The sequence below is a fragment of the Acidovorax sp. genome (genome assembly GCF_046294525.1).
In the GTDB taxonomy this organism is placed as follows: domain Bacteria; phylum Pseudomonadota; class Gammaproteobacteria; order Burkholderiales; family Burkholderiaceae_C; genus Acidovorax.
The window spans coordinates 19,513-31,526 of record NZ_JBKBKQ010000041.1 but is presented as its reverse complement, the minus strand read 5'-3'; the positions used below and the strand labels follow the sequence as shown (position 1 = coordinate 31,526).

The 12,014-nt window shown below is 60.4% G+C and carries 11 protein-coding genes; all 11 read right to left on the bottom strand.

What is annotated here, in order from left to right:
• Positions 1-193: 193 nt before the first annotated feature.
• Positions 194-718 carry a phosphoribosyltransferase gene (locus tag ACK4HJ_RS22320; protein ID WP_121420591.1) on the bottom strand — a complete coding sequence of 175 codons (525 nt, stop codon included), beginning with the start codon at positions 716-718 and terminating at the stop codon, positions 194-196.
• Between the two features lie 50 nt (positions 719-768).
• Entirely contained in the window at positions 769-2,145 is a 1,377-nt protein-coding gene (locus ACK4HJ_RS22315; protein ID WP_409835654.1) for an adenylosuccinate synthase, read from the bottom strand.
• 28 nt (positions 2,146-2,173) lie between these two features.
• Positions 2,174-3,322 (bottom strand): ATP phosphoribosyltransferase regulatory subunit, encoded by a 1,149-nt coding sequence (locus ACK4HJ_RS22310; protein ID WP_409835653.1) that lies wholly within the window; start codon positions 3,320-3,322, stop codon positions 2,174-2,176.
• A 162-nt stretch (positions 3,323-3,484) separates the two neighbouring features.
• Positions 3,485-4,387, bottom strand: a complete 903-nt coding sequence (hflC, locus tag ACK4HJ_RS22305; protein WP_409835651.1) for a protease modulator HflC — start codon at positions 4,385-4,387, stop codon at positions 3,485-3,487.
• A 9-nt stretch (positions 4,388-4,396) separates the two neighbouring features.
• A complete protein-coding gene (hflK, locus tag ACK4HJ_RS22300) occupies positions 4,397-5,779 on the bottom strand; it encodes an FtsH protease activity modulator HflK (protein WP_409835649.1) in 1,383 nt (460 codons plus the stop codon).
• A 55-nt stretch (positions 5,780-5,834) separates the two neighbouring features.
• Positions 5,835-6,983, bottom strand: coding sequence for a GTPase HflX (gene hflX / locus ACK4HJ_RS22295; protein ID WP_409835647.1), 1,149 nt, complete (start codon positions 6,981-6,983; stop codon positions 5,835-5,837).
• A gap of 84 nt (positions 6,984-7,067) precedes the next feature.
• Positions 7,068-7,322 carry an RNA chaperone Hfq gene (gene hfq, locus ACK4HJ_RS22290; RefSeq protein WP_409835645.1) on the bottom strand — a complete coding sequence of 85 codons (255 nt, stop codon included), beginning with the start codon at positions 7,320-7,322 and terminating at the stop codon, positions 7,068-7,070.
• 103 nt (positions 7,323-7,425) lie between these two features.
• Positions 7,426-8,766 carry a ribosome biogenesis GTPase Der gene (gene der / locus ACK4HJ_RS22285; RefSeq protein ID WP_409835643.1) on the bottom strand — a complete coding sequence of 447 codons (1,341 nt, stop codon included), beginning with the start codon at positions 8,764-8,766 and terminating at the stop codon, positions 7,426-7,428.
• A gap of 13 nt (positions 8,767-8,779) precedes the next feature.
• A complete protein-coding gene (gene bamB / locus ACK4HJ_RS22280; RefSeq protein ID WP_409835641.1) occupies positions 8,780-9,946 on the bottom strand; it encodes an outer membrane protein assembly factor BamB in 1,167 nt (388 codons plus the stop codon).
• A complete protein-coding gene (locus ACK4HJ_RS22275) occupies positions 9,946-10,635 on the bottom strand; it encodes a YfgM family protein (RefSeq protein WP_409835639.1) in 690 nt (229 codons plus the stop codon). The genes bamB and ACK4HJ_RS22275 overlap by 1 nt, the downstream gene beginning before the upstream one ends.
• 14 nt (positions 10,636-10,649) lie before the next feature.
• Complete coding sequence (gene hisS, locus ACK4HJ_RS22270; protein WP_409835637.1) at positions 10,650-11,942, bottom strand: histidine--tRNA ligase; 1,293 nt, start codon at positions 11,940-11,942, stop codon at positions 10,650-10,652.
• Positions 11,943-12,014: the final 72 nt, after the last annotated feature.

The window sequence follows — 12,014 nt, the reverse complement described above, 5'->3', positions numbered from 1 at the left end:
AACTCAAGACCGAAGTTTTTGCGATTTCTTTCAAAACCACCAACCTCGCTCACCGCACTTCATCGCAACCCTCCCAGACCACCAGCAGACGCATCTGCCAGTCTTCCATCAAGGCCGCTCCATGCAGCGAAGCCCTCGACTATAGCACCGTTAGGAGGCAAAAACTAAAAAACCGCAACTTTTTCGCATCACCTCAGACTCGCCACTTCTCAAGCAGCTTCTCAGGGCTGAGGCTGTCATACCCTTCGAAAGGCTGATGAATCCAAGGGTTGGTTGGAAGAAACTCGACCGAATAGTCTGGCGTAAAAGTTGACAAGCCCTTGGTCCAGATGACTGCACTTCGCAGCTCCGTGATAGGCGCGTAGTTAGTTTTAAGCATGTTGATCACTGCATGCAGTGTGTGGCCTGAATCAGCGAGGTCATCCACCAGCAACACTTTGCCCGCGATCTCCCCCTTTGGGGTGGTGATGAAGCGCGCAATGTCCAGATGCCCTTGAACAGTACCTGCCTCTGCACGATAAGAGCTCGTGGACATGATGGCCAAGGGCTTGTCGAAAATGCGACTAAGGATGTCGCCGGGACGCAGCCCGCCACGCGCGAGGCAAAGAATGGTGTCAAACGCCCACCCAGACTGATGGACCTTGAGGGCCAACTTTTCAATCAGACTGTGATACTCGTCATAACTCACATAGAGATGCTTACCGTCTTCGGTCAACATGGAGACTCCTAAACTCGTGGCACTTCAAAGGACAGAACAGAAAACAGGCCTTAAGCGGCCACATAGGGATGACGCATCATGATCGTGTGATCCCTGTCAGGACTCGTGGAGATCATATCGATCGGTACCCCCGTCACCTGCTCGATGCGCTCCAAATATTGGCGAGCACTCTTTGGCAACTTGTCATAGTCCGTAACCCCCACCGTGGATTCGGCCCAACCAGGCAAAGTCTCGTACACGGGCTTGCAGCGTGCGATATCGTCTGCCCCCATCGGCAGCAAGTCAATGCGTTCGCCATCCAACTCGTACCCGGTGCAAAGAAGCAATTCCTCCAGCCCATCCAGCACGTCGAGCTTGGTGATGCACAAGCCAGAGAGTCCATTAACCTGCGCACTGCGTTTAAGCAGCGCAGCATCGAACCATCCGCATCTCCGGCTTCGGCCCGTTGTCACGCCCTTCTCAGCACCGACCGTACTCATGTGGTAACCAGGGGTACCCGGCACTTCCCAGTCCAGTTCTGTAGGGAATGGTCCCCCACCGACGCGTGTGCAATACGCTTTGGTAATGCCGAGGATGTAGTGCAGCATGCCAGGCCCTACCCCAGAACCTGCGGCGGCATTTCCTGCCACGCAGTTACTTGAAGTGACGTAGGGATACGTTCCGTGGTCCACATCCAGCAACGTGCCCTGGGCACCCTCAAACAGCAGGTTTGCACCCATCTGGTGCGCTTCATTCAGCTCGCGGGAAACGTCCGCCATCATCGGCTTGAGCAATTCGGCATGACGCATGGCCTCCGCATACACAACGTCAAACTGAACCTTGCCATCCTGAATGTAGGGCTTGAGCGCAGCTCCGAACTCAAACGAACCGGAACGCAGATAGGTCGAGAGCACGTGGTTGTGAAGGTCAAGCAGCTCACGCAGCTTCAACGCGAATCGCTCAGGGTACTTGAGGTCCTGCACGCGCAAGGCGCGGCGCGCGATCTTGTCCTCATAAGCCGGGCCAATGCCCCGCCCAGTGGTTCCAATTTTCTCGGTACCGCCCTGCTCACGTGCCGCCTCGCGCGCTACATCGATCGCCGCGTGGAACGGCAGAATCAGCGGACAAGCTTCACTGATGCGCAACCGGGAGCGCACCTCGACACCGGCCTTTTCCAAGCCTTCAATTTCTTCAAATAGTTTGGCTGCGGACAACACAACACCGTTGCCGACGTAGCACTTCACTCCAGGTCGCATGATGCCACTGGGAATCAGGTGCAAAGCCGTCTTCACGCCGTTGATCACCAGGGTATGACCTGCGTTGTGCCCCCCTTGAAAGCGCACCACCCCTTGAGCGCTCTCCGTCAGCCAATCCACCAACTTTCCTTTGCCCTCGTCACCCCACTGGGTACCGACCACCACTACGTTCCGACCTTTGGTTACTTTCATCTCATGCCCAATTTAATGTTGTCATTGTTCAGACCGCTTGCACGACCCATTGCCCGGCTACTTGGACAAGCTCGCGGTCACAACAAAACTCGTCAACTTCGCTCTCGTGCCCAGGCAGCACGCACACCACCGTGTGACCCGCTCTACGCAAGTCGGCAATCGCAGCGACCACCTCACCCGCTTCATCCCAAGGAGCACGAATTGCAGCTTTCAGTGCACGCGGAGGGACCGCGCTCACGATCTGCTTGACGTCGAGGCTGAACCCGGCAGCGGGGCGGTTCCTACCAAACACGGCGCCGACCTCGTCATAACGCCCGCCGCGCACCAACGCATCACTCGCTCCCGAGGCGTATATCGCGAATCGGGCACCGCTGTAATAGGCGTACCCGCGAAGATCCGCCAGATCAAACGTGACCGTTGCGCCACCCAAACGCGATGCAATCCAGTTCAGGCTGGACAACACTTCGGAAGTACCCGGGATGGACTTGAGCGCCTTGGCAGCCTCGTCTAGAACGCCGACGTCGCCGTAGAGTTGCAACAAGGCGAGAAGACCCTCTCGCGCAACACGCGGAAAATCACGCGTCAGCGAGGACAGCTCCTGCGCATCCTTGGCGTTGAGAGCTGCGTGGATACGATTTACTTGCTGGGACGTCAGCTCCACCCCGACGAGAAGATTCCGGACGATGCGAACATCCGCAAGATCGATCGACGTTTCGCGAACATTTGCCACGCGCAGGCACTCCCGCGCCAGCTGCAAGGCTTCGATATCCGCCTCCAGTCCCGCATGCCCATAAATCTCTGCTCCGAACTGGAGAGGCTCACGGGTAGCATGGGGACGGTCAGGTCGTGTATGTAGAACAGGACCGCAATAACAAAGGCGGGTCACCCCCCGCCGATTCAACAAGTGTGAGTCGATGCGGGCTACTTGGGGCGTGGTGTCCGCCCGCAGTCCCATGGACCGCCCAGAGATCTGGTCCACCAGCTTGAAGGTTTGGAGATCCAAGGCCTCCCCCGTGCCCGTCAGCAGCGACTCAAGGTGCTCCAACAGAGGAGGCATGACAAGTTCATACCCATAACTACGGGCTGTATCGAGCAGCCCGCGGCGCAATTCTTCGATGTGCCGCGCTTCGGACGGCAAGACATCGGCAATGTGATCCGGCAGGACCCAAGCAGACATGGGAAAAGGGGAGGCTGTTAAAACCGTGATTCTACCGGGATGGGCGCGACACCCCAAACTACCCGGGGCCACTTCCAGTCAGAGTCTGCCAACGAGCAGCCCTGGAATCGAATTGCCCGGCGGTCCAACCGAAAACTTGTTGGATCCGCCTCCCCAACCTGACTATTTACGCGGTTGAGCCGTCGAAGGCGCGCCGCCGCGAAGGGCTTTGAAGAACTCGGACGACGACGGTTCCAGCACCATCACATCTCCCTTCTTGTTAAAGCTCGACTTGTACGCCTCCAGGCTCCGATAAAACTGAGCGAATTGAGGATCGCGACCGAAGGCTTCGGCATAGATGCGGGCCGCTTCTGCATCGCCCTCGCCCTTCACCTTCTGAGCGTCGCGGTATGCATTGGCTACGGTGATCTCACGCTGGCGATCAGCATCGGCACGAATTTTCTCGCCTTCGGCGGCGCCGGTAGACCGCAACTCATTCGCGACCCGCTTGCGCTCCGCTTCCATCCGACGGTAGACCGACTCCGTGATCGCCTCGACGTAGTCCACACGGGTAATCCGGACATCCACCACATCAACCCCCCAAGGCTTGGCGCCGCGAACCGTTTCTAGCACTTCGCGTTTGACATCAGCCATCAGAGCCTCTCGCTTCAGGGAAAGCAGTTCCTTGACCGTGCGCTTGTTGATCTCCTCCTGGAAGGCGTTTCGCACCACACGGTTGAGCTGCAAAGCGCCGGCGCTTTCATCCAGGCCTACGTTGCGGATGTACTCTGTCGGTTCTGAGATACGCCATCGCACATACCAGTCGATAACCACACGCTGCTTCTCCGCGGTCAGCATGGGCTCGGTGTCCGTGCTGTCCAGTGTCAACAAACGCTTGTCAATGTACGAAACGTTCTGGAAGGGAGGAGGCAGCTTCCAGTTGAGCCCAGGCTCAGTGATAACTTCCTTGATCTGGCCCAAAGCGTAAAGCACACCAAACTGGCGCTGGTCCACCACAAATAGCATGGAACTCATCAGCGCGAGCACCACTAGAAATGAAGAGGCGATAAATCCAACTCTGTTCACAGATAGCTCCTAGCGGGATTCACGATCACGTGTACGGCTGCTGTCGCGCGCCCGCGGATCCGTCGAAAAAGTGGGGGAAGGAGTGGGCGAAGCCGGCACCGGCATTGCTGCGGGGCTTCCGGACTCCGCAGGGCCCGCTCCAGCGGCGACACCCTGCATGATCTTGTCCAGCGGCAAATAGAGCAGGTTGGATCCTTGGCGGGAGTCCACCAAAATCTTGGTCACGTTGCCATACATCTGCTGCATCGCTTCCAGGTACATGCGATCACGCGTGACCTGCGGTGCCTTCTGGTATTCGACCAGCACGGACGAGAACCGCTGCGCATCACCCTGCGCCTGAGCCACGATGCGCGCCTTGTATGCCGCCGCCTCTTCATTGAGCCGCGCTGCAGTACCCACCGCGCGAGGTATCACGTCATTCGCGTAAGCCTGGGCTTCATTCTTGGCCCGCTCCCGCTCCTGACCCGCCTTGAGCACATCGTCAAAAGAAGACTGCACCTGCTCTGGTGGACGCACCCCTCCTTGCTGCAGATTGATGCCCACCACCTCGACCCCCACCTTGTAGCGATCCAAGATCGTCTGCATGAGCGTCCGTACCCGTGGGGCAATCTGATCACGCTCTTCCGCAAGAGCGGTGTCCATCCGCATCTTCCCAACCACCTCCCGAACGGCAGTCTCTGCGGCCTGAACCACTGCGTCGCTCGGGTTCTTGCTCTCAAAAAGCCAGGCGCGTGCGTCGTTCAGTCGGTATTGCACTGCAAACTTTATCTCCACGATGTTCTCGTCTTCCGTCAACATCGCAGACTCGCGCAGTCCTGTGCTCTTGATGATGCTGTCTCGCCCGACATCTGCGGAACGGATCTGGGTGACAAACACCAACTCATGGCGCTCAATCGGATAAGGCAGACGCCAATTGAAACCTGCACCCACGGTGCTCTTGTACTTGCCGAACTGGGTGATCACGGCTTGTTGGCCTTCTTGCACGATAAAAAAGCCGGTCCCTAGCCAGATGACAAAAACAATGCCGGCGATCAGCCCGATACCAACACCGGCATTTTTCATGTCTGGCTGAAATCCCCCGCCAGAGCTTCCGCCGGAGCCATTGCCACGCCCTCCACCCTTGCCGCCGAAGAGCCCTCCGAGCTTGCGGTTGAGATCCCTCCACAGCTCATCGAGATCAGGGGGCTGACCGTTGTTGCTGCCGCCATTGCCATGGCCTTGATCGCGCCCGCGGCTCCCCGAGGATGTGGGCGGCACAGGACGGTCCTCGGGGCGCGATGTGTCATCGGATTTATCGTCTCCGCGCCCCCAACGTGGATCATTCAGGTTGAACATGTTGCGGACACGTTCGGGCAATAGCGCCCACCGCAGGGTTCGATTCGGGAAATTCATGCGCAAAGTCTCTGGTTCTCTGATGACATGGAGTCAATATTGGCATTGTGCCCAATCAGTTGGATTCGTCCGGGAATTCATTGGCGGCATCTGGGGACATGGTCCCAGGATCGTCCAGCAATCGGGTGGACAGCAGCGACCGCAAGTTGTCCAGGCCTTCACCGGTGCGCGCGCTCACGAACAGGCGCGGAACCATGTTCCCGCCCACCTCATACTGGTCCACCAATACAGGGGGGCGCTGCGCCGTGTCCAACGCATCTAACTTGTTGAAGACCAGTACCTGCGGAATGTCCGCCGCACCGATCTCCTGCAGAACACGCTCTACCTGAGCCATCTGCTCGGGAAAATCCTTGTTGGACGCATCCACCACGTGAAGCAGAAGATTTGCGTCCACCGCCTCCTGCAATGTGGCCTGAAAGGCGTCAATCAATCCATGGGGAAGGTCCCGGATGAATCCCACCGTGTCAGACAGTGACGCCGACCTGCCAGCATCCGCCAGATACAGTTGCCTCGTTGTGGTATCCAAGGTCGCGAACAACTGGTCTGCAGCATACGCGCGGGCTTTCACCAGCGCATTGAACAACGTGGACTTTCCTGCGTTGGTGTAGCCCACCAGCGAAATGTTGAAGGTGTCACGCCGCTCCCGCTGCCTGCGTTGCGTCGAACGCTGGCGCTTGACCTTGACCAGGCGCTCACGGGTTCGCTTGATCGCGTCGCCGATCATTCGGCGGTCCAGTTCGATTTGCTTTTCCCCAGGCCCCCCGCGGGCTCCAATACCGCCGGTCTGGCGCTCAAGGTGAGACCAACGGCGCACAAGTCGCGTGCTGAGATACTGAAGACGGGCGAGTTCTACCTGAAGTTTGCCTTCGTGGCTTCGCGCACGCTGGGCAAAGATTTCAAGAATAAGGAGCGTACGGTCGTTGACCGGTAACTCAAGATACCGCTCCAGATTGCGTTGTTGTGCCGGGCTCAAGGCCTGGTCAAAAAGGATTTCGGACGCCCCGTGCATGGCGGCGAGGCTGCGTATTTCGTCCGCCTTGCCGCTCCCCACGAACAGCGCCGCATCAGGCGCCTTGCGTTTGCACGTGATGCGCGCAACCGGTGAAAGTCCCGCCGTCTTGGCGAGCAACCCGAGCTCCTCCAGAGCGCCATCAAAATGGGGAAATCCGAGATCCACTCCGACAAGCACCACAGGGGTGCCCATCGGCGATTCTATGGTCGGTGTACTCAAAGCGAGCCACCTTTCACTGCGCGACGACTCGCTAACAACCGGTCAAGCTTTGACAAACTATGCGTTGTTGCTGTCAGCATCCGGCGTGTCAGCCGTAGAGAAATTTACAGCACGCCCTGGAACGATGGTGGAAATGGCGTGCTTGTAGACCATCTGCGTCACCGTGTTGCGCAGCAGTACGACGTACTGATCAAACGATTCGATTTGCCCCTGCAGCTTGATCCCGTTTACCAGATAGATAGAAACTGGAACGTGCTCTCGACGCAATGCGTTGAGGAAAGGGTCTTGCAAAAGTTGGCCTTTATTGCTCACGATATTCTCCGTGTTCAAATGTTGTTGTAAACCAAGACCTTACCACAGCCCTGCACAAGGACCACGAACAGGGTGGAAGGCCCCTGCATCTCACGGCTTTTACCTACGCCTCATCCTTGTCCGCAAACGGATTGTGGGAGGTTTTCATTTCAATCCTCAGCGGGGTACCCACCAGGTCAAACTCCTTGCGGAACCGCCCTTCCAGAAAACGCTTGTACGCATCCGTGACGTGTTCCAGGGAGTTTCCGTGAATGACGATCACCGGGGGATTCATGCCCCCCTGGTGGGCATATCGCAACTTGGGTCGGAACATGCCGGCGCGCTTGGGACTCTGAAACTGTACCGCCTCCAGCAGCAACCGCGTGAGCACGGGGGTGGACATCTTGCATGTAGCGGCCTTGTGCGCCTGAACGATGGAACTCCACAAGGGACCCAGGCCCTGCCGCTTCTTGGCGGAAATGAAGTGCAGCGACGCGAATTTCAGGAAGGCCAGACGGGTTTCAATGGACCGTTCCAGCAACTGGCGCTGATAGTCATCCACGGCGTCCCACTTGTTGACAGCCACCACCACGGCACGCCCGCTTTCCAGAATGTAGCCGGCAATGTGTGCGTCCTGATCCGTCACGCCTTGTGTGGCATCCAGCAATAGCAGCACGACGTTGGCGGATTCAATGGCCTGGAGGGTCTTCACCACCGAGAACTTCTCGATGGCCTCGAAAACCTTGCCTTTGCGACGCAGCCCGGCCGTGTCCACCAGTTCAAACCGCTGCCCGTTCCGCTCAAATGGCACGCTAATCGCGTCGCGGGTGGTACCTGGCATGTCAAACGCCACCAGGCGCTCTTCACCCAGCCAAGCGTTGATCAACGTGGATTTACCGACGTTGGGGCGGCCGGCCACTGCCAGCTTGATCACGCTTTTGTCCGGTGCCGATTCTTCGTCTGGCTCGGGCAGCTGAAGCGGTTCCAGCGCCACATCGACGAGACCGCGAATGCCCTGGCCGTGGGCCGCCGAGATGGGAAACACCTTCCCCAAGCCCAATTCGTAGAACTCCGCCAGCTGCACGCCTTCCAGCATGCCCTCGGCCTTGTTGGCCACCAGCACGCAGGGCTTGCTCAGCCGCCGCAGGTACTTCGCAATGTCGTGGTCTTGTGCGGATATGCCGGCGCGCGCGTCCACCACAAAAATCACCACATCGGCTTCTGCAACAGCCTGCTGGGTCTGCTTCGCCATCTCGCGGTAGATGCCGCTGGAGGCATCGGGCTCAAACCCGCCCGTATCGATCACGATGTACTCGTGCTTGCCCTGCTTGCCGTTGCCGTAATGCCGGTCGCGCGTGAGGCCGGCGAAATCCGCGACGATGGCGTCGCGGGTTTTCGTGAGCCGATTGAACAGCGTGGATTTCCCGACATTCGGGCGCCCCACGAGGGCGATAACTGGCTTCATCGCGTACAACCTGTCAATCGGGGCGGAAACCGTAGACCGCACCATTGCGGGTCACCGCCACCAGCGTATCGGCAGCCACTACGGGGGCCGCGCCGATGCCTGACCCATCGGTGGCCAGCCGGTTCAACGGCGAGCCGTCGGTGCGGGACAGCAGATGCACCAGGCCGGAGTCATCACCGACCACCACCGACCGCCCGAGGAGCAGAGGCGCTGTCAGTCGCCGGTACTTGAGGCGGTCCGTGGTCCAGGTGCGGGTGCCGTCCGCGCGGCGCCACGCAGTCACAACACCGTTGCTCTCGGTGCCGAACAGCATCTCGGCATCGCCATGGATGCCTTCGGAACCGCTCGCCGCCTGCGTCCACACCACGCCACCGCGCACGGTATCGACACAGCCTACGGACGCCTGGAAGGCTCGCGCACACACACTGTCGCCCTCACGGCTGGTTCGCCCCACCAGTTCCACCAGCCGCTCCACGTCGTTGGTGCCGCGGGGGCTGGCGATGGGCGCCTCCCAGCGCACGGTGCCGTTGTCCGGGTTAAGGCCCACCATGCGCCCCGACAGACCCACGACCAGCGTGTCGCCTACGGCGCGCAGCACGCCGCCCTGGCGCAGGATCAGCGCTTCACCAGGGCGTTGCTGGGTCCAGAGCTTGCGACCCGTGGCCGCGTCAAAGGCGGCCACGGTGCGGTCCGCGGACAGCACAAACACACGCCCGCCCGCGACCAAAGGTGCGGTAAAAACCTGCGCGCCGAGGGATTGGCGCCACCGCTCGCGGCCTGCATCCAGTGCCACCAACGCGTTGCCGCGGGTGGCCACGGCCGCTGTCTTGCCATCCGATCCCACGCCCGCAGACAAAGCCTCCGCCAGATTCACCCGCCACACGTCGCCGCCCGTGCGCGCGTCAATGGCCGCCACAACACCGTCTGCAGAGGCCACAGTGACAGTGTTGCCCGCGGCATGCACCTCCAGTGGTGCGCCCACGGACGTTCCCACGCGGGCCGTCCAGGCCTGACGCACCCCCAGCACCGCCACGTTGGCGCCCAGGTCGGCAGGGACTGGCTTCGAACCACCCCCACCCCAAAGGGAGCAGCCACCCAGCGCCGCAGCCACCGCCAACAGCGCGGCACGGCGACCCAGTGCGCGCGGCACATTCGCGGCCCAGCCAGAAGCAGCGTGCATCACTTTGCGCCTCCCGCAGTGGCAGTGGCCGCTGCAACGGTGGCGGGTTGCGCGGACGCGCCCAACGCGTTGAGCTTGATCTCGACCAGGCGGCGGTATTCGACGCCTTCTTCAAACGCCTTGTAGGCGCGCGTGTACTCTGCAACCGCCTCTTGGCGCTTATCCTGCAACACGAGGATGTCGCCCTTGCGGTCTGCATAGACCGCTTCAAATTCGGGAGGGAAACCGCTTGACACGAGCTTGAGGGCTTCGTCGTAAGCCTTCTCATCCATCAGAATGCCGGCAAGCCGGAGTTTGGCAAGGGCTTTCAGACCATCGTCGGAAGACTTCTCGCTCACCCAGCCCAGCGCATCCTTGGCACCAGCGGCGTTGCCGGCGTCAACCATGTGTTTGGCCAGCAGCAGCCCCGCCTGGCCGGCCTGGGTAGTGCCGGGGTACTTGGCTTTCAAGTCCGCAGCCGCCTGCTCTATGCGCGTCTGGTCACGCGACTGTACGGCGCTCTCCACCGCGTCCAGCAGGGCGGCGGCCTGTACGGCCTGGCGGTTTTGCCAGTATTGGTAGCCGTTCCAGGCGGCGAGTGAGCCCGCCACCACGATCAGCACCGAGCTGATCAGCGTGCCCCAGGTGTTCCAAAAATGCTTGAGCTGATCAAGCTGCTCTTGTTCTTCGAGGTCGAGGTGTTTTGCCATGGGATTGATTCGTTTCAGCCGTTGGATTGTAGGAGGGGCGCCCAGTCTGCCACCGCGTCCAGCGCGCGTTCCGTCTGCGCGCCCAACCCGTCGCGGAGCGACTTGACGGTGACCATGCCCCGTGCCAACTCATCTTCGCCAAACACGAGCGCGTGGGCAGCACCGCTGCCATCGGCCTTCTTGAACTGCGACTTCATGCTGCCCATGCCGGCGCCACCGGCCGCAGCCGCATGCATCTGCACACGCAGACCCAGCGCACGCAGTCGCTCGGCCGTGACCATGGCCTGCGGGACCGCAGCTTCCGAAGGAACGATGGCGTACACATCCGGAGCGGGGACAGGTACCGTCTGGCCCTGCTCTTTCAGAAGCTCCAGCACGCGCTCCACGCCAAGGGCCCAGCCCACGGCGGGCGCGGGCTTGCCACCGATCTGCTCGATGAGGTAGTCATAGCGCCCTCCGCCACAAATGGTTCCTTGCGAGCCCAGCTGGTCGGTCACGAACTCGAACACCGTGAGGTTGTAGTAGTCCATGCCCCGCACCAGGCGCGGGTTGACGGTCCAGGCCACGCCATTGGCGTCCAAGATCGCCTTCACCGCGTCGAAGTGGACCAGGGATTCTGCCCCCAGGAAATCGATGAGCCGCGGCGCAGCGTTCACCAGCGCTTGCATGGCGGGGTTCTTGGTGTCCAGGATGCGCAGTGGATTGGCGTGCAGACGGCGGCGCGCCTCTTCATCAAGCTGGTCGGCGTTCTGCTCGAAATAGGCGATCAGGGCCGCCCGGTGCGCCTTGCGCTCCTCCGGCTGCCCCAGGCTGTTGAGTTCCAGGCGCACATTTGTCAGGCCGATCTCGCGCCACAGGGCGTTGGCAAGCAGGATGAGTTCGGCATCCACCTCGGCGCCCGGAAAACCCAGGGCTTCGGCACCGATCTGGTGGAACTGGCGGTAGCGGCCGCGCTGGGGACGCTCGTGGCGGAACATGGGGCCCATGTAGTACAGGCGCTTGCCGCCCTCATACAGCAGCGAATGCTCGGCGACGGCACGCACCACACCGGCCGTGGCCTCGGGGCGCAGGGTGAGTTGCTCGCCGTTGAGGCGGTCCTCGAACGAGTACATCTCTTTTTCAACAATGTCCGTCACCTCGCCCAGACCCCGCACGAACAGCGGCGTGGGCTCGACGATGGGCGTGCGGATGTTGCGGTAGGCATAGCGCGCCATGAGATTGCGCACCTTGTCTTCCAGCCATTCCCACCGCGCCGAGTCGGGTGGCAGGATGTCGTTCATGCCTTTGACGGCAACCAGCTTCTGCATCTTGTTCTAAGGATATTTTTGTATCAAATCGGGCTCTAGCGCTTATCCAGCAAGCGCTAAGAGCTACTTAAT

Bases quoted from the DNA above. Each gene is read 5' to 3' on its own strand.
- ACK4HJ_RS22310 (WP_409835653.1), bottom strand. From the start codon at position 3,322: ATGTCTGCTTGGGTCCTGCCGGATCACATTGCCGATGTCTTGCCGTCC.
- ACK4HJ_RS22320 (WP_121420591.1), bottom strand. From the start codon at position 718: ATGTTGACCGAAGACGGTAAGCATCTCTATGTGAGTTATGACGAGTAT.
- ACK4HJ_RS22315 (WP_409835654.1), bottom strand. From the start codon at position 2,145: ATGAAAGTAACCAAAGGTCGGAACGTAGTGGTGGTCGGTACCCAGTGG.
- der (WP_409835643.1), bottom strand. From the start codon at position 8,766: ATGAAGCCAGTTATCGCCCTCGTGGGGCGCCCGAATGTCGGGAAATCC.
- hisS (WP_409835637.1), bottom strand. From the start codon at position 11,942: ATGCAGAAGCTGGTTGCCGTCAAAGGCATGAACGACATCCTGCCACCC.
- hflK (WP_409835649.1), bottom strand. From the start codon at position 5,779: ATGAATTTCCCGAATCGAACCCTGCGGTGGGCGCTATTGCCCGAACGT.
- ACK4HJ_RS22275 (WP_409835639.1), bottom strand. From the start codon at position 10,635: ATGGCAAAACACCTCGACCTCGAAGAACAAGAGCAGCTTGATCAGCTC.
- bamB (WP_409835641.1), bottom strand. From the start codon at position 9,946: ATGCACGCTGCTTCTGGCTGGGCCGCGAATGTGCCGCGCGCACTGGGT.
- hflX (WP_409835647.1), bottom strand. From the start codon at position 6,983: ATGGGCACCCCTGTGGTGCTTGTCGGAGTGGATCTCGGATTTCCCCAT.